This window comes from Roseicella sp. DB1501 (assembly GCF_013112485.1).
Lineage (GTDB): Bacteria > Pseudomonadota > Alphaproteobacteria > Acetobacterales > Acetobacteraceae > Paracraurococcus.
Genome location: NZ_JABFHG010000008.1, coordinates 34,716 through 54,982, shown reverse-complemented (window position 1 = coordinate 54,982; position 20,267 = coordinate 34,716). Strand labels below are relative to the sequence as shown.

Below are 20,267 nucleotides of genomic sequence, written 5' to 3'. Positions count from 1 at the left end.
GGCATGCGCGCCACCCTGCATCCCCGCCTGCTGCACGGCCGGACCGGCGATCCCGGCCTCTGGCTGGAGGCGCTGCACCAGGGCGAGGCGATCCTGTTCGATTGCGGCGACCTCTCCGGCCTGGCGCCGCGGCAATTGCTGCGCACCGGCCTGCTCGGCGTCTCGCATGCGCATATGGACCACTGGGCGGATTTTGACCGGCTGCTGCGGCTGCTGATCGGGCGGGAGAGGGTGGTGCAGGTGGTCGGGCCGGCGGGCTTCGCGGCGCGGCTCTGGCACCGGCTGCAGGCCTATACCTGGAACCTCGTCGACCGCATCGCGCCGGTCCTCGCCTTCGAGGTGACGGAGGTGACGGCGGGCCCGCTCTGGCCGCGCCGCCGTTTCCGGCTGCAGAGCGGCTTCCGGCCGGAGGCGCTGCCGCCGCAGCCCGCCGCGGCGGACGGCACGGTGCTGACGCTCGGCGCGCTCCGCCTGCAGGCGGCGGTGCTGGACCACGGCACGCCCTCGCTCGGCTTCGCCGTGTCGGAGGCGATGCACATCAATGTCTGGCGCACGCGGCTCGAGGCGCGCGGCCTGCCGGTCGGTCCCTGGCTAACGCGGTTGAAGCAGGCGGTGCGGGAGGGGGCGCCGGCAGAGACGCCGATCGCCGTCGCAGCGCCCGGAGAGGTATCGGGGCGCGCGGCCACCACCCTGCCGCTCGGCGCACTCCGCGACTTGGTCGAGGTCACGCCCGGCCAGCGCCTCGCCTATCTCACCGATTTCGCCGACACCCCGGCCAACCGCGCCGCCGCCATCGCTCTCGCGCGGGAGGCCGACATCCTCTTCATCGAGGCGCCCTTCGCCGCCGCGGATGCCGCGCATGCCCGCGACCGCCGCCACCTGACGACGCAGGCCGCCGGCGAGATCGCTCGCGCCGCCGGGGCGAAGCGGATCGAGCCCTTCCACCTCTCGCCGCGCTACGAGGATGGCGAGGCACGGCTGCTGGCCGAGGTGGCGGCGGCGGCAGGACGGCCCTTGGCCTGAGACCTGCGGACCGGTCTCCAGCCCGGTCCGTGGACATGGGACCGGCGGAACGATGGCCTGACCAGCGCGCGGCGCCGCGTTGACAGTGCGGCGCCGCGCGCCGCAGCCTTGCCGGGTCCAGGATGCGCCGGCGCAGAATCGGCGCGAGCAAGCGAGCGGGAGGAATGCCATGTCCCTGCCAAGGCGGAGCCTGCTGCGCGCGGGCGGTGCAGTGCTGGCCGCGCCGGCCATCGCCCGGGCGGCCCTGCCGCAGGGCGTGGTCCGCGTGCTGGTCGGCTTCCCGCCGGGCGGTGGCACCGATGTGATGGGCCGCGCCATCGCCGAGGCGCTGCGGCGGCGCGGCGCGCTGCGGAACGTCGTCATCGAGAACCGCGCCGGGGCGAGCGGCACCGTCGCCTGCGAGGCGCTGAAATACGCGCCGCCGGACGGCACGACGCTGCTCTTCGCGCCCAGCGCCTCGACCGTGCAGCCGGTGCTCACCTTCCGCAAGCTGCCCTTCGATCCGCGCACCGATTTCGCGCCCGTCACCCTGACCGGCACGGTGCAGACCTGCTGGGTGCTCTCGCCGAGCCTGCCCTTCAGCCGCTTCGAGGATTACGTCGCCTGGGTGAAGGCGGATGGCCGGCGCGGCAGCTTCGGCAGCACGGCGCTCGGCTCCTCGACGCATTTCTTCGGCCTGCAGCTCGGCGGCGCCTTCGGCGTGCCGCTCGAGCCGGTCGGCTATCGCGGCGCCGCGCCGGTGATCGCCGATCTCACCGCCGGGCATATCGCGGCCGGCTGCGGCGGCGTCTCGGATTTCCTGACCTTCCACCGCGACGGCAAGCTGCGGATCGTCCTCACCTCCGGCCCCCGGCGTGGCGCGACGACGCCCGATATCCCGACCATCGCCGAGCTCGGCCATCCCGACCAGGCAAGCTTCGGCTTCTACGCCTTCTATGCCCCGGCCGGCACGCCGGCGCCGGTGGTCGCGGCGCTCCGCGACGAGCTCGCGGCGGCGACGATGGAAGCGGAGGCGAGGGCGCAGCTGCTGGCCATCGGGCTGGAGCCGGAGGTCTCGACGCCGGCCGAGCTCGGGCGGATCCTGGCCGAGGACATCGAGCGCTGGCGGCCGGTGGTGGAGAAGAGCGGCTTCAAGGTGGACTGATGGTTCCCCAGGACATCGCTGCGCGCCGTCCTGGGAGGCCCGTGCTTCGCCGCGGGCCCGGGAGGCGGGGCTCCCGGCCCCGCAGGCCCCGCTATCGCCAGGGCTCCACCAGCACCTTGCAATGGCGCTCCGGGCTGGCGAGGTCGCGGAAGGCCTGCCGCACGCTATTGAGTCCGACGCGGCCGGTGATCAGCGGCGCCACCTCGATGCGGCCGGCGTCCATATGGCCGAGCGTCGCGGCGAATTCCTCCGGCGTGTAGCCCAGGACGAACTGCATCCCGAGCTGCTTGACGATGCCGAAGAAGGGCTCGAACCGGTCCGGCTCCATGCAGACGCCGACGACGATGATGCGCGCCCCGGCCGGCGCCAGCTCGAAGAGCTGCTGCAGGATGCCGGGGATGCCGACGCATTCGAAGATCGCCACCGGCCGGCGCCGCGGCGACAGGCCGAGGAGCTGGGCGTAGCGGCTGCCGTCGAATTCCTCCGGGGTGATCGCCTGCTCCAGCCGCGCCGCCACCGCCTCCCGCGCCGGGTCCAGCACGATATCGGCGCCCATGCGCGCGGCCAGCGCCCGCCGGGCCGGCGAGACATCGCTGGCGATCACCGGCGCCACGCCCTTCAGCTTCAGCGCGGCGATGACCGCGAGGCCGATGGGGCCGCAGCCGATGACCAGCCCGGCCTCCTCGGCGGTCACCCGTCCATGCTCCACCGCATGCAGCCCGACCGCCATCGGCTCGACCAGCGCCGCATGCTCGGGCGGCATGCCGGCGGGGAGCGGCAGCAGCATCCGCTCCGCAAGCGGCAGGTATTCGGCGAAGGCGCCGGGCATGTCCGGGTTGTAGCCGATGCCCTCCACCCGACCGTCGAGGATGGTCAGGGGCACGGAGGTGACGAGGCTGCCGGGGGCGAAGCGGCCCTCGGTGCCGGGGCCGTTGGCGACGACCTCGCCGACGAATTCATGGCCGAAGACGATGTCGCGGTCGCGGCTCATGGCGAAGCGGCCGCCGGAACGGCGCGCGACATCGACGAAGGCATCGGTCTGCGTCGCCGCATGCAGGTCGGAGCCGCAGATGCCGCAGGCGCGGGTGCGGACCAGCACCTGGCCCTCGGCCAGGACCGGGTCGGGGATGGAGCCGACGATGAAATCGCCCTGGCGGAAGATGGCGGCGCGCATGCGGGGGGTCCTCCGGTTTTCGGCTACAGCGGATTGCGTTCAAGATTGAATGCCGCTCCGCTGTAGCCTGTTGTCTGCAGGGCAGAGTCGCGCGTCCGGGCGTTCGCGCCCTCCCGCGATCTGCTCTGGACCATGATCCGCTCACACAGGGTCGCGGATCATGGTCCAGGCCGTTGTTTGATCGCGTGAGTCACGCTTTCGGTGAGTCCACCTCAAGCGATCACGCTCTAGCCTATGGTTGACCGGCGATCTGCGGAAGCGCCCCGCTTGCGCCGCCGGCCCGGGCGGGCCACCTCCTGCCCCCTGGCCGGAGAGGAGCGGGGCGATGGCACCGAAGGACGCCGAGACGTTGCGCGGCGAGATCATCGCCCTCGAGACGGCGCTCGCCGCCGCTTTCGGCGAGATCGCGGTGCTGCGCGCCGCGGTCGAGGGCGGCGGCACGGCGACGGCGCTGCGCTCGATGGAGGAAATGGCGGCGCAGCTCGAGGCCTCGGTGCTGCGCGGCGTGGTCGGCGCCGAGCAGGCCGGGCGCGACGCCGCCGCGGCCGGCTTCGAGCAGCGCATGGAGCTCATCGTCCATGCGCTGCGCAACGCCATCGCCTTCCGCAGCAGCGAGGGCGGCGGCTGAGGGCGAGAAACATACCAACGGACCGGTCGCTCGACCGGTCCGAGGCCCCGAACGGGGTCCGCGCCTTATGGCGGAAGCCAAGCAAGCCGGAGGCTTGCGCCCGGCGTCTGAGGGCGAGAAACATACCAACGGACCGGTCGCTCGACCGGTCCGAGGCCCCGAACGGAGCCCGCGCCTTATGGCGCGAAGCCAAGCAAGCCGGAGGCTTGCGCCCGGCGTCTGAGGGCCAAAAACATCAAGCCTTCACGAAGGGGCAGCCGCCCGCCTGCAGCGGCCGGAAGGCCTCCTCGGGCGAGACGGTCTCGAGCAGCGTCAGCACGTCGTGCCGCTCGCGGCTCTCGGCCGGGGTCTTCACCTGCATCAGATAGGCCGGGTGCAGCTTGCGGCCATCCTCGCGGATGCGGCCGGGGCCGAAGCAGTCGTCATCGGTCGGCATCGCCTTCATGCGGGCGACGACCGCGCCGCCATCCGCCTTCGCCGCCGGGAGGCCCATATCGGCCACCGCCTTCAGGTAGTGCAGCGTCTGGGCGTAGATCCCGGCATTGGCCATGTTCGGCCAGAGCTCGGGCGTCTTCGGCTTCACCCGCGCATTGAAGGCGCGCGTGCGGTCGTTGAGGTTCCAGTAATAGGCCTGGGTGGTCATCAGCTTCTGCGCCACCTCGAGGCCGAGCACGCGCACATCCGTGTCGTAGGTCAGCAGGCTGACGATCGTCATCGAGCGGTTCAGGCCGAACTCATGCGCCTGCTTGATGCAGTTCTGCATGTCGGCGCCGGCATTGCCGAGGGCCAGCACCTTGGCGCCGGAGGCCTTCGCCCGCAGCAGCAGCGAGGAGAAGTCGGTGGTGGCGGGGAAGGGGTAGAAGGCGCTGCCGAGCACCTTGCCGCCCTGCGCCTCGACCACGGCGGAGGCGTCCTTCACCAGCTGCTGGCCGAAGGAGTAGTCGGCCGCGACGAAGAACCAGCTCGTCCCGCCGCGCCGCACCACCGCGGTGCCGCTCGAATGGGCAAGCATGTAGGTGTCCCAGGTCCAGTGCACCGTGTTGGGCGAGCACTGCTTGCCGGTCAGCTCGGTGGTGCCGGGGCCGGAGAGCAGCAGCGGCTTGTTCTTCTCCCGGGCCACGGCCGAGACGGCGAGCGAGGTGGCCGAGGTGTTCACGTCGAGCAGCGCGTCGACGCCCTCGCGGTCGAACCATTGCCGGGCGATGGTGACGGCGTTGTCCGCCTTGTCGAAATGCTGGCCGAGCAGGATCTCGACATCCCAGCCGCGGCCGGCGACGTCGAAATCCTCCAGCGCCTGCTGCGCGCAGGCCATGGAGGGCCGGTTCAGGTCGGCATAGGGGCCGGCGAGGTCGGTGATGATGCCGAGCTTCAGCTTCGGGCGGGCACCGCCGCCGGTCTGCGCATGGGCGCGGGCGATGCTGCCGCCGGCCGCCGCGCCGAGGCTCGCGGCGAGCGTCTGGCGCCGGGTGAGGGCCATGGAGTTTCTCCGTCTTGTCCTGGACGGAGACAGCCTAGGCCAGATCCTGGGCGCTGCCGATGGCGCTTCTGCCGGCCGGGCGCGAGGCACTCACCTCACGGATGCGCGAGCGATGAGGGGTGAAGCAGGGGGCGGCGACGGAGGCCGCCGCCCCCCCTTCGCCCGCCCTCAGGCCAGCTCGGGCAGCCGGTCGAGCAGCTTGTCCAGCGTGATCGGGTAGTCGCGGACGCGCAGGCCGGTCGCGTTGTAGACCGCATTCGCCACCGCCGCGCCGACGCCGCAGATGCCGAGCTCGCCGACGCCCTTGGCCTTCATGGGCGAGGAGATCGGGTCCGTCTCATCGAGGAAGATCACCTCCTGATGCGGGATGTCGGCATGCACCGGCACCTCGTAGCCGGCGAGGTCGTGGTTGACGAAGAAGCCGTGGCGCTTGTCCACCGCCAGCTCCTCCATCAGCGCCGCCCCCACGCCCATGGTCATGGCGCCGATCACCTGGCTGCGCGCCGATTTGGGGTTGAGGATGCGCCCGGCCGCGCAGACGGCCAGCATCCGCCGCACCCGCGTCTCGCCGGTCGCGGCATGCACCGCGACCTCGACGAAATGCCCGGCGAAGGTGGATTGCTGGTACCGCTCGGCGAGATCGCCGTATTCCATCTGGTCTTCCGCCGTCAGCCCCGCCTCGCCGGCGGCCTGGCCGAGCGGCACGCTCCGGTTGCCGGCGCGGACCTGCCCGCCCTCGAACCGCGCCTCCGCCGAGTTGAAGCCGAGCCGGCGCGCCACCGCCTCGCGCAGCTTCACGCAGGCCGCGTAGACGCCGGCGGTGGAACTGTTGCCGCCGAACTGGCCGCCCGAGCCCGAGGAGACCGGGAAGTCCGAATCGCCCAGCCGCACCGTCACCTTCTCCAGCGGCAGGCCCATCATCTCCGCCGCGGTCTGGGCGATGATGGTGTAGCTGCCGGTGCCGATATCGGTCATGTCCGTCTCGACCGTCACGGCGCCGTTGCCGTGCAGCCGCACCCGCGCGCCCGACTTCATCACCAGGTTGTTCCGGAAGCCGGCGGCCATGCCGAGGCCGACCAGCCACTGCCCCTCCCGGCGCTGGCCCGGCGTCGCGCTGCGCCGGTTCCAGCCGAAGCGCTCGGCGCCGATCCGCAGGCATTGCACGAGCTGGCGCTGGGAGAAGGGCCGCTCCGCATGTTCGGGATCGACCTGGGTGTCGTTGACGATGCGGAAGTCGATCGGGTCCATCCCGAGCCGCTCCGCCATCTCGTCCATCGCCATCTCGAGCGCCATCAGGCCGGGCGCCTCGCCCGGCGCGCGCATGGAATTGCCCTCGGGCAGGTCGAGGACGGCGAGCCGCAGCGCGGTGAGGCGGTTGGCTCCGGCATAGAGCAGCCTGGTCTGCGAGACCGCCGTCTCCGGCTGCCCCTCCGGCAGGTCGCCCGAGAGGCTCTCATGCGCGATGGCGGTGATCCGGCCGTCCCGCCCCGCGCCGATGCGGATGCGCTGGATCGTCGCCGGCCGGTGCGTGGTGTTGTTGGCGATCAGCGGCCGGGTGAGGGCGAGCTTCACCGACCGCCCGGCGGCCTTCGCGCCCAGCGCCGCCAGCACGGCATCGGCGCGCAGGAACAGCTTCCCGCCGAAGCCGCCGCCGATGTAGGGCGAATCGAACCGGACATTCTCCGCCGGGATGCCGAGGGTCTTGGCCAGGTCGCGCCTGCCCCAGGCGATCATCTGGCTGGAGGTCCAGACGGTGAGCTTCTCCCCCTCCCAGGCCGCGATGGTGGCGTGCGGCTCCATCATCGCATGGCTCTCGTCCGGCGTGCTGTAGGTCTCGTCCAGCGTCACCGCCGCCTGGGCGAAGGCGCCCTCGAAATCGCCGGTGCGGTCCTCCTGCGGCGCGCCGCTGCCCTCGCCGCTATCGGCCGAGGCGAGCTGCGCCTTGGGCGCCTCGGCGGCGAGGTCGAAGCGGCCGGGCTCGCGGACATAGCGCGTCCGGATCATGGCCGCGGCGTCGCGCGCCTGCTCGAAGCTCTCGGCCACGACGACCGCGATCGCCTGGTGGTAGTGCTGGATCTCGGCGCCGCCGAAGAGGAAGGCGGTGTTCATCTCCCCCTTCCCGAGCCGCGGCATGTCGAGCGTCGTCACCACGGCGATGACGCCCGGCGCCGCCTTCGCGGCGGCCGTGTCCATGGCGGCGACGCGGCCCTTGCCGATGCCGGCGCCGAGCACGTAGCCATAGGCCTGGTCGCGGGCGACGTCGTGGCGCTCATAGGCGTAGGGCGCCGTCCCCGTGGTCTTGAGCGGACCGTCGATGCGGTCCACCGGCTGGCCGACGACCCGCAGCTGATCGATCGGGTTGCTGGTGGCGGGGGTGTCGAATTTCATGGCTCAGCCCCTTGCCTCGGCCAGGACCGAGGCGAGCGTCCGCTCCGCCAGGGTCAGCTTGAACGCATTCTCATGGGTTGGCCGCGCGCCATCGAGGATGGCCGCCATGGCCCGCTTCGCGCCCCGCGGCAGCTCCGCCTCGGCGGCCTCGACGCGCCAGGGCCGATGCGCCACGCCGCCCAGCGCGACCCGGCCGCTGCCGTCCCGCTGCACCACCGCCGCCACCGAGACGAGGGCGAAGGCGTAGGAGGCGCGGTCGCGCACCTTGCGGTAGGCGTGATGCCCGCCGAGCGGCGGCGGCAGGGTCACCGCGGTGATGAGCTCGCCCGCCTCGAGCGCCGTCTCGACATGCGGCGTCTCGCCGGGCAGGCGGTGGAACTCGGCGATCGGGATGCGGCGCGTCGCGCCGTCCGCCCGCACCGTCTCCACCACCGCGTCGAGCGCGCGCATGGCCACCGCCATGTCGCTCGGATGGGTGGCGATGCAGGCCTCGCTCGCGCCGATCACCGCGAGTTGCCGGGTCACGCCGCCGATCGCCGCGCAGCCGCTGCCGGGCTGGCGTTTGTTGCAGGGCTGCGCGGTGTCGTAGAAATACGGGCAGCGGGTGCGCTGCAGGAGGTTGCCGGCCGTCGTCGCCTTGTTCCGCAGCTGCCCCGAGGCGCCCGCCAGCAGGGCGCGGGCCAGCACGCCGTAGTCGTGCCGCACGCGCGCGTCGGCGGCGAGATCGGTGTTGCGGACCAGCGCGCCGATGCGCAGCCCGCCCTCCGGCGTGGGTTCGATCCGGTCGAGGCCGAGGCGGTTGACGTCGATCAGATGCGCCGGCGTCTCGATCTGCAGCTTCATGAGGTCGAGCAGGTTGGTGCCGCCGGCGATGAACCTGGCGCCCGGCTGGCGAGACGCGGCTCTGGCGGCATCGGCGGGGCTGGCGGCCCGCTCATAGGTGAAGGGCCTCATGCCGGCCTCCCGGCGACCTCGGTGATCGCCTCGACGATGTTGGAATAGGCGCCGCAGCGGCAGATGTTGCCGCTCATGCGCTCGCGGATCTCCTCGGCGGTGAGCTGGGGCGCCGCGGTCAGGTCGGCGGTCACATGGCTCGGGATGCCGGCCTCGATCTCCTGCAGCGTGGCGACCGAGGCGCAGATCTGGCCCGGCGTGCAGTAGCCGCATTGGTAGCCGTCATGCTTGACGAAGGCGGCCTGCATCGGATGCAGGGCGTCCGGGCGGCCCAGCCCCTCGATGGTGGTGACCGCCTCGCCGTCATGCATCACGGCCAGGGTCAGGCAGGAATAGATCCGCCGCCCCTCCACCATCACCGTGCAGGCGCCGCACTGGCCGTGGTCGCAGCCCTTCTTGCTGCCGGTCAGCTGCAGCTGCTCGCGCAGCGCGTCGAGCAGCGTGGTGCGCGGATCGAGTTCGAGGCTGCGCTCCTCGCCATTCACGCGCAGAGTTACTCTCGACATCGCTGGTGCTCCCGGTCTGGTGGCCTGGTCGGCGGCGGGCGCGGCCTGGGCGCCCGCCTGGCTTGGCGGCGTGGCCGTTGTCGCCGCGGCCGTCGCCACCAGGGCGCGTCGGCTCAAGGAGAGCTGGCTGGAACCACGCATGGGTCACGTTCCTTCGACTTGAGTCAGCACACCGCCAGTCGCGCGGTGCCGTGACGCAGCGTGACAACGGCGCGCGGGCGGGGGGCGTTCGATCGGCCGTCAGGACGAGGCGGCGCGGAGGCGCGGCGCGCGGGCGAACATCGGCGTCAGGGCAGGGAAGCGAACCGCGGCGGCGGGGACGGGTTCAGCCGGTCGGCGGTGATCCGCGGCGGCGTCGTGCTCGCTCTGCGGCGCCGATCCGCCAGCCGAAGCCGGGCGGCGGCGGGCGCGCGGCGCCAGGCGGCGGGATCATCGCCGGACGCGCCAAGTCGCTGTTTTTCCAAGGAGAACCGCCGCCGGTTGGGCTTACCGTGCCGGAAGGGCGGTTTGGCTGGGGGACCTGGATTCGAACCAAGGCTGCCGGAGTCAGAATCCGGAGTTCTACCGCTAAACTATCCCCCAAGCGGGCCCGGCACGCCTCTCGGCGGCGGGGCGGCTCTGCTAACACTTCACCCCGGCCTCCGCAACACCCCCGGCCGTCGAAACCGCTTGCCCGGCTCCCCACATTCCGGGACGATGACCGGCGAAGCGACGCCGGAGCGACGCAAGCGAGGAGATGGGCCAGCAAGGCCCGGGCCATGCCAGACGATACCGCCACATTCGGGACATTGGGCTTGCCCCTGCCGGTGGACTCCGCTCCCGAGCGGCCGGCCGGCGCCGCGGCCCGATGTGGCGGCTTCAGCGCCCCGACCTATGCCGCCCTCGATCTCGGCACCAACAACTGCCGCCTGCTCGTCGGCGCGCCGGCCGGCGGCGGCTTCCGGGTGGTGGACAGCTTCAGCCGCATCGTCCGCCTCGGCGAGGGGCTGGCCGCGACCGGCCGCCTCTCCGAGGCCGCCATGGACCGCGCCATCGCCGCCCTCGCCGCCTGCGCCGAGAAGCTGGCGCGCCGGCCGGTCCGGCATTTCCAGGCGGTCGCCACCGAGGCCTGCCGCCGCGCCGGCAACGGCCCCGCCTTCCTCGCCCGCGTCGAGGCCGAGACCGGCCTCCGCCCGCGCATCATCTCGGCCCGCGAGGAGGCCGAGCTGGCGATGGAATCCTGCTCGCCGCTGCTCGAGCAGCAGGACCGCCGGGCGCTGCTCTTCGATATCGGCGGCGGCAGCACCGAGATCGCCTGGATCCGCGTGCCGGCCGCCGGCCTGCATTGCGGCCAAGCCCCGGCCGAGTTGATCGGCTACGTCTCCATGCCGCTCGGCGTCGTCACCCTGGCCGAGCGGGCCGGCGCCTCCTGCTTCACCGAGGAAGGCTTCGGCGCCGTGGTGGAGGAGGTGGCCGAGCATCTCCGCCGCTTCGACCGCGTGCATTGCATTGGCCAGGAGATCCGCGCCGGCGGCGTGCGGCTGATCGGCACCAGCGGCACGGTGACGACGCTGGCCGGCGTGGCGCTGGCCCTGCCGCGCTACCGCCGGCCGCTGGTCGATGGCCGGGTGCTGGACATCGAGGTGGCGGACCAGGCGCTGGGCGATCTCTTCGCCCTCGGCCGCGCCGGGCTGGCGGCGCATCCCTGCGTCGGGCCGGACCGGGTGGATTTCGTGCTGCCCGGCTGCGCCGTCTATGCCGCCATCCGCCGCGTCTGGCCGGTGCCGACCCTGACCGTCGCCGATCGAGGGCTGCGCGAGGGGATGTTGCTGCGGATGATGCGGGCGCAGCGCCAGCCCTGGCGCGACCACCGGCCGGCCCTGGCGCGCCGCCACGGCCCCTGATTTCACGGGATGGCGATGAAGGGACCCCCGACCGCCGGCCGCGGCGTCAGCACGCGGCTGCGCAGCGCCAAGGGCCGCAGCACCGCCAGCCAGAAATGGCTCGAGCGCCAGTTGAACGACCCCTATGTCCGCGCCGCCCAGGCGGCCGGCTACCGCTCCCGCGCCGCCTTCAAGCTCACCGAGATCGACGACCGCATCCGGCTGCTCCGCCCCGGGGCGCGGGTGGTCGATCTCGGCGCCGCGCCGGGCGGCTGGACGCAGGTGGCGCTGCAGCGCATCGGCCCGACCGGCCGCGTGGTGGCGCTCGACCTGCTGGCGATGGACCCGCTGCCGGGCGCCATCGTGCTGCAGGGCGACTTCCAGGAGGCGGCGGCGGAGCGCGCGGTGCTCGAGGCGCTGGCCGGCCCGGCCGACCTCGTCCTCTCCGACATGGCGCCCAACACCACCGGCCATGGCGCGACCGACCATCTCCGCATCATGGCGCTGGCCGAGCTGGCGCTCGACTTCGCGCTCAAGGTGCTGGCGCCCGGCGGCGGCTTCGTCGCCAAGGTGTTCCAGGGCGGCAGCGAGAAGGGGCTCCTCGACCTGCTGAAGCGGCATTTCGCCGCGGTGCGGCACGTCAAGCCGCCGGCCAGCCGCAAGGGAAGCAGCGAGCTCTACGTCGTCGCCACCGGCTTCCGCGCCGTGGCGTGATATCGACGGACCGGTCCCTTGACCGGTCCGAGGCCCCGAACGGGGCCCGCCGCAAGTGCAGCGAAGGCCCAGGCAAACCGGAGGCTTGCGCCCGGCGCCTGAGGCACACGAAGGTGAAACCTCCGTGCGCTTGGCATGACCCGCGCCCCGTGCACGGCGCCGATGCGCGGCGCCAGGTCCGTCGCCGCTTGCCGCGGCGCGGCGGTTGGGTTTATGGGGGGCCGCCAAGGCTGCGGATCGTGCCGCTTCGCCACTGGCGCGATCCTCGCCTCCCGATGCTGGGCGCCGCCGCGACGATCGCGCCCGAGTGCGAAAGGTCCCGCATGGCCCCCGAATCCCTCCCGGATACCCCCCTTGGCGCCGCATTGGGCCCCAAGGGCCGCCGCAGCATGGTCATCGAGGAAGCCTATGCCTTCGACGACGTGCTGCTGGTCCCCGCCTATTCCGCGGTGCTGCCGCATCAGACCGACACGCGCACGCGGATGACGCGCGAGATCGCGCTGAACATCCCCCTCGTCGCCGCCGCCATGGATACGGTGACGGAGGCGCCGATGGCCATCGCCATGGCCCAGGCCGGCGGCATCGGCGTCATCCACAAGAACATGACGCCGGAGGAGCAGGCGGCGCAGGTCCGGCGGGTGAAGAAGTTCGAGAGCGGCATGGTGGTGAACCCGGTCACCATCCATCCCGACCAGACCCTGGCGGATGTGCGCGCCCTGCAGGAGCAGCACCGCATCAGCGGCATCCCGGTGGTCGAGCGCGGCAAGAACGGCGAGGCCGGCCGCCTGGTCGGCATCATCACCAACCGCGACGTCCGCTTCGCCTCCGACCCGGCGACGCGGGTCTACGAGCTGATGACACGCGACAACCTGGTGACCGCGCCGGCCGAGGTGACGCCCGACGAGGCGCGCGCCCTGCTGCACCGCCACCGCATCGAGAAGCTGCTGGTCACCGACGAGGCGGGGCGCTGCGTCGGCCTCATCACCGTCAAGGACATGGACAAGGCGCAGGCCAACCCGAACGCGGTGAAGGACGCGCTCGGCCGGCTGCGCGTCGCCGCCGCGACCGGCGTCGGCGAGGACGGCATCCGCCGGGTGGAGGCGCTGATCGCGGCCGAGGTCGATGTCGTCGTGGTCGATACCGCGCATGGCCATTCCGGTGGCGTGCTGGCGGCGATCGAGCGCATCAAGCGGATGTCGAACGCGGTGCAGGTGGTCGCCGGCAACGTGGCGACGCCGGAAGGGGTGGAGGCGCTGATCGCCGCCGGGGCGGATGCGGTGAAGATCGGCATCGGCCCGGGCTCGATCTGCACCACCCGCATCGTCGCCGGCGTCGGCGTGCCGCAGCTCACCGCGGTGCTGGAGAGCGCGGCGGCGGCGCGGGCGCATGGCGTGCCGGCCATCGCCGATGGCGGCATCCGCACCTCGGGCGACATCGCCAAGGCGGTGGCCGCCGGGGCGGATTGCGTGATGATGGGCAGCCTCTTCGCCGGCACCGACGAGGCGCCGGGCGAGGTCTTCCTCTATCAGGGGCGCAGCTACAAATCCTATCGCGGCATGGGCTCGCTCGGCGCCATGGCCCGCGGCTCGGCCGACCGCTACTTCCAGCAGGAGGTGCAGGACACGCTGAAGCTGGTGCCGGAGGGGATCGAGGGACGGGTCGGCTACAAGGGCCCGGTCGGCGCGGTGGTGCACCAGCTCGTCGGCGGGCTGCGGGCCGCCATGGGCTATACCGGCAACGCCACCATCGCCGAGATGCAGACCAACGCCCGCTTCCGCCGCATCACCGGCGCCGGGTTGCGGGAGAGCCATGTGCATGACGTGGCGATCACCCGCGAGGCGCCAAATTACCGGCTGGAAGGGTAATCTTGATCCCCACGACGTCGCTGCGCGACGCCGCGGGGCCCCCCTGATTCGCCTTGAGCCTCGGATGCGTCACAGCCTGCCGCGGCCAAGCCGCGGCAGGGCAACGGGTGGCGCGAGGCGGGGCTGTGCGCCAAAGCGCTGTCCCCGCCCTTGCCGGATCGTATACTTTCCACCCTCGGGTGGAGGCGCCGTGGCATGGACAGGCAGGAACACCGCTTCGTCGTGGCATCTGCGGACCAGGCCGGCGCGGGCCAGGCGGCCGAGGCGCTCGCCGACCGGCTGCGGGAGGTCGAGGGCGTCCTCGATGCTGATCGCGGCAAGGCGGATGCCGACAGCATGGATCTCGGATCGGTGGTGACGGTGCTCGCCAGCTCCGGCGCGGCGGTCGCCATCGCCCAGGGCATCGCCGCCTGGCTGCGCAACCGCCGGCAGGCCACCCTCACCATCGAGCGCGATGGCCGGACGGGCAGCCTCAAGGCCAAGGTGGAGGGCATCGACGCCGCCGCCGCCCTCCGGATCACCGAGCTCGTCCGCGGCTGAGCGCCCGGCATGCGCGCCGCGCCGCCCCGGCCCGGCCCGCGGCTGCTCGACCGCGAGGCGACGGCGGCCATCGTCTTCGGCGCGCATGACTGGACCGAGGCGGGGCTCGGCCGCGCGCCCTCCTTCCTCCGCTCGGCCAAGGGCGTGCTCGGCTACCTGATCGACAGCGCCGGCCTCGGCCTCGACCCGACCCTGGTGATCGACCTGTTCGACGACACCGGCTCGGCCAACGACCAGCTCGCGCGCATCCGCGACAGCCTCGATGTCCTGCTGCGGGACCGCCGCGAGGAGGGCCGGCCGGTCGCGGACCTGCTCGTCTACTATGTCGGGCACGGGCATACCGACGAGCAAAACCACCTGGCGCTGCTGGTCCGCCGCAGCCGCCGCGGCATGGAGGCGGAGACCGGCATCAAGGCGCCGGACCTAGCGCGGGTGCTGCGGGTCGCGGCGCCGCAGCAGCGCCGGCTGGTCGTGCTCGATTGCTGCTTCTCGGAGGCGGCGGCGCGGGACTTCATGGGCCAGTCGGGCGGGCTGGACCAGGCGGTGGCGGCGACGGCGGCGAAGGATCTCGGCGAGGAGGAGCCGCGCCGGGGCTCGCTGCTGCTCTGCTCGAGCCCGGTGGGGGAGGTGTCCATCGGGCCGCCGCGGGCGACGCGCACCCTCTTCAGCGGCGCCGTGCTCGACGTGCTGCGGCTGGGGGCGGAGGGACATCCGCCTGTGCTCTCCTTCGCCGCGCTGCGGGACGCCGCCTATCAGCGGATGCTGGAGGGGTTCGGGGCGAATGCGCCGCGGCCGGTGCTGCACCAGGTAAATGCGACGCAGGGCGACCTGACCCGGCTGCCGGCCTTCCCGAACCGGGCGCCGCGCCGGTCGGGCGCGGCTGCGCCGCCCGCCCAAGTCCCGGTGCCGGGGCGGCTGGCAGCCGCGCTGCACATCCCGGATGAGCTCTTCGCTCTTGCCTGGAAGCGTACCGCCGCCGGCGATGACCGGGACGCGGCGCAGCTCTACAGGCTAGCGGCTGACCAGGGCCTTGCCGCAGCGCAAGTTAATCTTGGCGTATTCTATGAGGCTGGACGGGGCGGTCTATCGAAGGACGACCGGCAGGCTGCGGAACTCTACAGGCTGGCAGCCGAGCAGGGCTTTGCCGCCGCGCAGGCCAATCTCGGCCTCTTCTACGAGACTGGACGGGGCGGCCTGCCGAAGGACGATCGACGGGCGGCAGAACTCTACGAGCTGGCGGCCGACCAGGGCAACGCCCATGCGCAGGTCAGTCTTGGCGTATTCCATGAGACTGGGCGGGGCGGTCTACCGAAGGACGACCAGCGGGCTGCGGAACTCTACAGGCTAGCGGCCGACCAGGGCTTTGCCGTGGCGCAGTTCAATCTTGGCTTCTTCTATGAGACTGGACGGGGCGGTCTGTCGAGGGACGATCGGCGGGCAGTGGAGCTTTACAAGCTGGCGGCCGATCAGGGTTTCGCCGCTGCGCAGGTCAGTCTGGGCATCTTCTATGAAGCTGGCCGGGGTGACTTGCAGAATGATGAAAAAAAGGCTGTGCATCTCTACAAACTGGCAGTTGAACAAGGAAACGCCCATGGGCGGGCTAATCTCGGCCGTGCCTACAACAACGGGCTGGGCGGCCTGCCAAAAGATACGTTGCAAGCAGCACAGCTGATCAAAACAGCGGCCAGTCATGGTGACGCTCTTGGACAGTTCTATCTCGGCTTCTTCTATGAACAAGGACACGGAAATCTGCCGAAAGATGATCGACGGGCGGTACAACTCTACCAGTCGGCGGCAAGGGGCGGGAACGACGACGCCAGGAACCGCCTGCGGCAACTCGGCAAGGACTGGTGACCCTGGGCGGGCGCCGCTTGCCTTTTTGCATCGAAAATGTTAGGAATAATGTCCCTGGCTCTTTGATATCTGCATCTGTCCAGCGCTCCGTCTCTGCCACGGGCAGGCGTGACGGAACCCACGTCCGGACACCCCCCCCAGCGCCCTGCGCTGGGTATTTGTCCGAAACCCGCATCCCCAGCGTCCATGGGCCAAAGAATGGGGATTTTCAGCAGCTTGCCGGGGTCCGGAGGGCCAGGCTCGCACCCCGCACCACCCGTTGCCCTGCCGCGGCTTCGCCGCGGCAGGCTGTGACGCATCCCGGTCCAGGTGCGAATCCCGGGGCCCCCGCGGCGTCGCGCAGCGACGTCGTGGGGACGATTCCGGGGCCCCCGCGAAAGCGCGAAGCGATTTCGTGGGGAATAGACTAGGGCTGCATATGGCTGCCGCCGGAGACCGTCATGTTCTCGCCGGTGATGTAGACGGCGCCATTCGAGAGCAGGAAGCAGATCAGCGGCGCCACCTCCTGCGGCTCGGCGTAGCGGGCCATCGGGATGCGGGCCATGGTCTGCTCGGCGAATTTGTCGCTGCGGATCACCTCGGTCATCGGCGTCACCACCGTCCCGAAGCCCACCGAGTTGCAGCGGATGCCGTAGCGGGCCCATTCCCGCGCGCCGGTCATGGTCATGCCGAACAGCCCGGCCTTCGCCGCCGAGTAGTTCACCTGCCCGATCGAGCCGCGCTTGCCGGCCGTCGAGCTGATGTTGACGACGGCGCCGGTGGTGCCGGTCGGCTGCGGCAGGCTCTGCTTGGCGCGGTCGATCATGTGCCGCCCGACCGCCTGCATCATCAGGTAGCAGCCGGTCAGGTTGACATCGATCACCGCCTGCCACTGCTGCATCGTCATCTTGGCGAACATGGCCGGCCGGGTGATGCCCGCGTTGTTCACCAGCCCATGCACCGCGCCGAAGCGCTCCACCGCCTGGGCGACGCAGGATTCGCCGAAGCCTTCCTCCGCCACGTTGCCGAGCACCGGCAGGGTGCGGTCGCGGTCGAGCTCGCCGGCGGTCTTCTCCAGCGTCTCCCGGTTCCGCTCCACCAGCACGGCATTGCCGCCGAGGCCGAGCACCAGCTCGCTGATCGCCCGGCCGATGCCCTGGCCGGCGCCGGTGACGATGATGGTGCGCCCGGTGAGCGCCATCGGGTTCTTCAGGTCCTGCATGCTGTCTCCTCCCGCTTTCGTCCGGCCCATGGCGCGGCCTGCCGGCCACCGCCCGGCGGCGCCGCTCCGCGTCCCGGGCATGGGACCACAGCGGCGCCCGGGCTGTACCGGGCCGCGATCCGCTGTAGGGGAGCAGTCTGCGCCGGCTCCGCCGGAAGGGCCAGCCGCACCGGCGCAGGACCCCCGCGACCACGGAGTGCCCGATGCCGCCGAACGCCGCGATCTTCGATGCCTATGGCACGCTGCTCGACGTGCATGCCGCCGTCGGCCGCCATGCCGCGCGCCTCGGCGACCGGGCGCAACCCGTCTCCGCCCTCTGGCGCGCCAAGCAGATCGAGTGGAGCTGGATCCTCTCGGCGACCGGCAGCTACGAGCCCTTCTGGACGCTGACCGGCCGCGCGCTCGACCACGCCCTGGCGGTGCACGGCATCGCCGAGCCCGGCTTGCGCGACGCCCTGCTGGAGGCCTATCGCGCCCTCGACGCCTATCCCGAGGCGGCGGCGATGCTGGCCGCGCTCCGGGCCCGCGGCATCCCGACCGCCATCCTCTCCAACGGCTCGCCCGAGATGCTGGCCAGCGCCGTCGCGGCCGGCGGGCTCGCCCCGCTGCTCGATGCGGTGATCTCGGTGCATCCGCTGCGCTGCTTCAAGCCGGATGCCCGGATCTATGCCCTGGCGACGGAGCGCTTCGCCTGCCAGCCGCACCAGATCGCCTTCGTCTCCTCCAATCCCTGGGACGCCTATGGCGCCCGGCGCTTCGGCTTCCGCGTCTTCTGGGTGAACCGCGGCGGCGCGCCCGCGGAATACTGGCTCGACGAGACGGCGGAGATCCTGCCCGACCTCGCCAGCCTGCCGGACCGCCTGGCATGACGCCCGCCGCCCGCCTCGCCGCCGCCATCGACCTGCTCGGAGAGCTCGAGGCGCAGTGCTTCGCCGGCGCCGGTGCCGTCCGCCGGCGCCCCGCCGATGCGGTGGCCAACGACTTCTTCCGCGCCCGCCGCTACATCGGCGGCGGCGACCGCCGCGCCATCGCCGACCGCGTCTGGGGCGTGGTGCGGCAGCGCATGCGGCTCGACTGGTGGCTCGCCCGGGTGCAGGCCCGGCCGAGCCCGCGCCTGCTGGCCGCGGCGGATCTGCTGCTGATCGAGGGGCTCGACCTCGCCTCGGTGCTGCGCGCCTTCCCGGGCGGGCAATACGCCCCCGAGCCGCTGAGCCCGCCGGAGACACGGCTGCTGCGCGCCCTCGCCGCCGCCCACGCCGAAGGGAGAGGGGCGGAAGGGGGCGGGGAGGGCCTGCTGCACCCCGCCATGCCGGAGACGGTGCGGCTCAACCTGCCGGACTGGGTGCTGCCCGGCTTCCGCGCCCGCTTCGGCGAGCGCCTTGCCGAGGAGGCGGCGGCGATGGAACAGCCGGCGCCGCTCGACCTTCGCGCCAACCTCCTGCGGACGACGCGGGAGGCGGCGGCGGCGGCGCTGGCGGCCGAGGGCTTCGAGGCGTCGCCGACCCGCTGGTCGCCCTGGGGCCTGCGCCTGCCGGCGCGTCGCCCGGTGACCGGCACGGCGGCCTTCACCGAGGGGCTGGTCGAGGTGCAGGACGAGGGCAGCCAGCTCATCGCCCTGCTGGCCGATGCCCGTCCCGGGCTGCGCGTCGCCGATCTCTGCGCCGGCGCCGGCGGCAAGACCCTCGCGCTGGCCGCCAGCATGCGGAACAAGGGGCGGATCACCGCCTGCGACGTCTCCTCGGTGCGGCTGGAGGGGGCGGTGCGGCGTCTGCGCCGCGCCGGCGTCGACAATGCCGAGCGGCACCTCTTCGCCTCCGGCGACCGCTGGGCCAAGCGCCGGGCCGGGCAATTCGATCGGGTGCTGGTCGATGCGCCTTGCACGGGTACCGGCACCTGGCGGCGCAACCCAGATGCGCGGCTGCGTACCGGTTCTGCCGACCTACGCGAACTTGTCGCCAAGCAATTTGAAATTTTAGACATGGCCGCGGAACTGGTGCGCCCCGGCGGAAAGCTGGTCTACGCTACCTGCTCGCTGTTGCCCGAGGAGGATGAGGGCCAGGTCAGCGCCTTCCTCGGTCGCCGCCCCGATTTCGTCCCGCTGCCCCTGGCCGAGGCCTGGCGCGCGGCGGGCGGGGAAGGGGCGCCGCCGGCCGAAGGCGATCATCTGCTCACCAGCCCCGCGCGGCACGGCACGGACGGCTTCTTCGCCGCCGTACTGCAACGAAGGCCCTGAAGGGGTCGCGCTGGGAAGGGAAGCGCGCCGCATGATCTGCATCCGCCGTGCCCGCCCGAGTGATGCTGCGGCGATCGGCGCCGTGCATGTCGCCACCTGGCGCACCACCTATGCCGGCGTGCTGCCGGACGACTACCTCGCCCGGCTCTCGCCGGTGCGGCACGCGCTCGGCTACGAGCAGGCGATTGCCGATCGGCAGAATGGCCATGCCATCTTCGTCGCCGTGGCCTCCGGCCCCGATGCGCCAGGAGGTGGGGCACAGGGGGGCGGGGCACAGGGGGGCGGGACGCAGGCCGGCGCGGGCGGGACGGTGGTGGGCTTCGTCTCCGGCGGCCGGGCGCGGCGGGGCTGGCTGGCGCAGGGCGAGGTGGAGACGCTCTACCTGCTCGAGGATTTCCGCGAGCGGGGCATCGGCCGGCGGCTGATGCGGGCCATGGCGGCGCATCTGGCTGCTGTCGGCTGCCGCTCCGCCATGCTCTGGGTGCTCAGCGACAACCCGACCCGCTGGTTCTACCGCCATCTCGGCGGCCGGCCGGCGGCGGAGGAGCGCTTCCGCTTCGCCGGCCAGGCGATGGACCAGATGGCCTTCCTCTGGGACCCGATCGAGACCCTGCTGGCCGCGACCGCCCCGGCGCCGGAGAGTTGACCCTCCGGCGGCACCGCCGCCATCGCGCTTGCGATCCGCGGGCGGCTATGCTGCAAGG

Annotated in this window: 17 protein-coding genes and 1 tRNA gene; 11 read left to right on the top strand and 7 right to left on the bottom strand. The window is 72.3% G+C overall.

All coding sequences use genetic code 11. The annotated features are described in order from the left end of the window. Window positions 1-3: 3 nt before the first annotated feature. Window positions 4-1,023, top strand: coding sequence for a ribonuclease Z (locus tag HJG45_RS16670; RefSeq protein WP_171613237.1), 1,020 nt, complete (start codon window positions 4-6; stop codon window positions 1,021-1,023). Window positions 1,024-1,192: 169 nt separating this feature from the next. Next, window positions 1,193-2,167, top strand: a complete 975-nt coding sequence (locus tag HJG45_RS16665; protein WP_171613236.1) for a tripartite tricarboxylate transporter substrate-binding protein — start codon at window positions 1,193-1,195, stop codon at window positions 2,165-2,167. 91 nt (window positions 2,168-2,258) lie between these two features. Here HJG45_RS16665 and HJG45_RS16660 read toward each other — a convergent pair whose 3' ends face one another. Further along, window positions 2,259-3,341 carry a zinc-binding dehydrogenase gene (locus tag HJG45_RS16660; protein WP_171613235.1) on the bottom strand — a complete coding sequence of 361 codons (1,083 nt, stop codon included), beginning with the start codon at window positions 3,339-3,341 and terminating at the stop codon, window positions 2,259-2,261. Between the two features lie 325 nt (window positions 3,342-3,666). On the opposite strand from HJG45_RS16660, the gene HJG45_RS16655 reads away from it, so the two are divergent. Then, window positions 3,667-3,969 (top strand): hypothetical protein, encoded by a 303-nt coding sequence (locus HJG45_RS16655; RefSeq protein WP_171613234.1) that lies wholly within the window; start codon window positions 3,667-3,669, stop codon window positions 3,967-3,969. Window positions 3,970-4,204: 235 nt separating this feature from the next. Here HJG45_RS16655 and HJG45_RS16650 read toward each other — a convergent pair whose 3' ends face one another. The 5 genes from HJG45_RS16650 to HJG45_RS16630 form a co-directional block, all read right to left on the bottom strand. Continuing rightward, window positions 4,205-5,446 carry an ABC transporter substrate-binding protein gene (locus HJG45_RS16650; RefSeq protein ID WP_171613233.1) on the bottom strand — a complete coding sequence of 414 codons (1,242 nt, stop codon included), beginning with the start codon at window positions 5,444-5,446 and terminating at the stop codon, window positions 4,205-4,207. A gap of 168 nt (window positions 5,447-5,614) precedes the next feature. Continuing rightward, on the bottom strand, window positions 5,615-7,834 hold the full coding sequence (gene paoC / locus HJG45_RS16645; protein ID WP_171613232.1) for an aldehyde oxidoreductase molybdenum-binding subunit PaoC: 2,220 nt from the start codon (window positions 7,832-7,834) through the stop codon (window positions 5,615-5,617). A 3-nt stretch (window positions 7,835-7,837) separates the two neighbouring features. Next, window positions 7,838-8,788, bottom strand: a complete 951-nt coding sequence (locus HJG45_RS16640; protein ID WP_171613231.1) for a xanthine dehydrogenase family protein subunit M — start codon at window positions 8,786-8,788, stop codon at window positions 7,838-7,840. Continuing rightward, a complete protein-coding gene (gene paoA, locus HJG45_RS16635) occupies window positions 8,785-9,435 on the bottom strand; it encodes an aldehyde dehydrogenase iron-sulfur subunit PaoA (RefSeq protein WP_171613230.1) in 651 nt (216 codons plus the stop codon). The genes HJG45_RS16640 and paoA overlap by 4 nt, the downstream gene beginning before the upstream one ends. A 367-nt stretch (window positions 9,436-9,802) precedes the next feature. Next, window positions 9,803-9,876: transfer RNA gene (locus tag HJG45_RS16630), tRNA-Gln, on the bottom strand. A gap of 218 nt (window positions 9,877-10,094) precedes the next feature. Here HJG45_RS16630 and HJG45_RS16625 point away from each other — a divergent pair. From HJG45_RS16625 to HJG45_RS16605, 5 genes are all read left to right on the top strand, one after another. Then, entirely contained in the window at window positions 10,095-11,177 is a 1,083-nt protein-coding gene (locus HJG45_RS16625) for a Ppx/GppA phosphatase family protein (protein WP_408902024.1), read from the top strand. Between the two features lie 15 nt (window positions 11,178-11,192). Beyond that, a complete protein-coding gene (locus tag HJG45_RS16620) occupies window positions 11,193-11,870 on the top strand; it encodes an RlmE family RNA methyltransferase (RefSeq protein WP_171613228.1) in 678 nt (225 codons plus the stop codon). Window positions 11,871-12,259: 389 nt separating this feature from the next. After that, window positions 12,260-13,735 (top strand): IMP dehydrogenase, encoded by a 1,476-nt coding sequence (gene guaB, locus HJG45_RS16615; RefSeq protein WP_254452581.1) that lies wholly within the window; start codon window positions 12,260-12,262, stop codon window positions 13,733-13,735. Between the two features lie 195 nt (window positions 13,736-13,930). Continuing rightward, complete coding sequence (locus HJG45_RS16610; RefSeq protein ID WP_171613226.1) at window positions 13,931-14,275, top strand: effector-associated constant component EACC1; 345 nt, start codon at window positions 13,931-13,933, stop codon at window positions 14,273-14,275. A gap of 9 nt (window positions 14,276-14,284) precedes the next feature. Continuing rightward, window positions 14,285-16,129 (top strand): SEL1-like repeat protein, encoded by a 1,845-nt coding sequence (locus tag HJG45_RS16605; RefSeq protein ID WP_171613225.1) that lies wholly within the window; start codon window positions 14,285-14,287, stop codon window positions 16,127-16,129. A 406-nt stretch (window positions 16,130-16,535) separates the two neighbouring features. Here HJG45_RS16605 and HJG45_RS16600 read toward each other — a convergent pair whose 3' ends face one another. Beyond that, window positions 16,536-17,330 carry an SDR family NAD(P)-dependent oxidoreductase gene (locus HJG45_RS16600; RefSeq protein ID WP_171613224.1) on the bottom strand — a complete coding sequence of 265 codons (795 nt, stop codon included), beginning with the start codon at window positions 17,328-17,330 and terminating at the stop codon, window positions 16,536-16,538. 203 nt (window positions 17,331-17,533) lie between these two features. On the opposite strand from HJG45_RS16600, the gene HJG45_RS16595 reads away from it, so the two are divergent. Genes HJG45_RS16595 through HJG45_RS16585 form a run of 3 tightly spaced genes read left to right on the top strand, consistent with a single transcriptional unit; the run spans window position 17,534 to window position 20,209 of the window. Beyond that, window positions 17,534-18,199 carry a haloacid dehalogenase type II gene (locus HJG45_RS16595; protein ID WP_171613223.1) on the top strand — a complete coding sequence of 222 codons (666 nt, stop codon included), beginning with the start codon at window positions 17,534-17,536 and terminating at the stop codon, window positions 18,197-18,199. After that, entirely contained in the window at window positions 18,196-19,563 is a 1,368-nt protein-coding gene (locus HJG45_RS16590; RefSeq protein ID WP_171613222.1) for an RsmB/NOP family class I SAM-dependent RNA methyltransferase, read from the top strand. The genes HJG45_RS16595 and HJG45_RS16590 overlap by 4 nt, the downstream gene beginning before the upstream one ends. 31 nt (window positions 19,564-19,594) lie before the next feature. Next, a complete protein-coding gene (locus HJG45_RS16585) occupies window positions 19,595-20,209 on the top strand; it encodes a GNAT family N-acetyltransferase (RefSeq protein WP_171613221.1) in 615 nt (204 codons plus the stop codon). Window positions 20,210-20,267 lie beyond the last annotated feature (58 nt).

What these genes read in the sequence shown, in the direction of transcription:
- HJG45_RS16670 (WP_171613237.1), top strand. Translation starts at nt 4, where the DNA reads ATGCGCGCCACCCTGCATCCCCGCCTGCTGCACGGCCGGACCGGCGAT.
- HJG45_RS16665 (WP_171613236.1), top strand. Translation starts at nt 1,193, where the DNA reads ATGTCCCTGCCAAGGCGGAGCCTGCTGCGCGCGGGCGGTGCAGTGCTG.
- HJG45_RS16660 (WP_171613235.1), bottom strand. Translation starts at nt 3,341, where the DNA reads ATGCGCGCCGCCATCTTCCGCCAGGGCGATTTCATCGTCGGCTCCATC.
- HJG45_RS16655 (WP_171613234.1), top strand. Translation starts at nt 3,667, where the DNA reads ATGGCACCGAAGGACGCCGAGACGTTGCGCGGCGAGATCATCGCCCTC.
- HJG45_RS16650 (WP_171613233.1), bottom strand. Translation starts at nt 5,446, where the DNA reads ATGGCCCTCACCCGGCGCCAGACGCTCGCCGCGAGCCTCGGCGCGGCG.
- paoC (WP_171613232.1), bottom strand. Translation starts at nt 7,834, where the DNA reads ATGAAATTCGACACCCCCGCCACCAGCAACCCGATCGATCAGCTGCGG.
- HJG45_RS16640 (WP_171613231.1), bottom strand. Translation starts at nt 8,788, where the DNA reads ATGAGGCCCTTCACCTATGAGCGGGCCGCCAGCCCCGCCGATGCCGCC.
- paoA (WP_171613230.1), bottom strand. Translation starts at nt 9,435, where the DNA reads ATGCGTGGTTCCAGCCAGCTCTCCTTGAGCCGACGCGCCCTGGTGGCG.
- HJG45_RS16620 (WP_171613228.1), top strand. Translation starts at nt 11,193, where the DNA reads ATGAAGGGACCCCCGACCGCCGGCCGCGGCGTCAGCACGCGGCTGCGC.
- guaB (WP_254452581.1), top strand. Translation starts at nt 12,260, where the DNA reads ATGGTCATCGAGGAAGCCTATGCCTTCGACGACGTGCTGCTGGTCCCC.
- HJG45_RS16610 (WP_171613226.1), top strand. Translation starts at nt 13,931, where the DNA reads ATGGACAGGCAGGAACACCGCTTCGTCGTGGCATCTGCGGACCAGGCC.
- HJG45_RS16605 (WP_171613225.1), top strand. Translation starts at nt 14,285, where the DNA reads ATGCGCGCCGCGCCGCCCCGGCCCGGCCCGCGGCTGCTCGACCGCGAG.
- HJG45_RS16600 (WP_171613224.1), bottom strand. Translation starts at nt 17,330, where the DNA reads ATGCAGGACCTGAAGAACCCGATGGCGCTCACCGGGCGCACCATCATC.
- HJG45_RS16595 (WP_171613223.1), top strand. Translation starts at nt 17,534, where the DNA reads ATGCCGCCGAACGCCGCGATCTTCGATGCCTATGGCACGCTGCTCGAC.
- HJG45_RS16590 (WP_171613222.1), top strand. Translation starts at nt 18,196, where the DNA reads ATGACGCCCGCCGCCCGCCTCGCCGCCGCCATCGACCTGCTCGGAGAG.
- HJG45_RS16585 (WP_171613221.1), top strand. Translation starts at nt 19,595, where the DNA reads ATGATCTGCATCCGCCGTGCCCGCCCGAGTGATGCTGCGGCGATCGGC.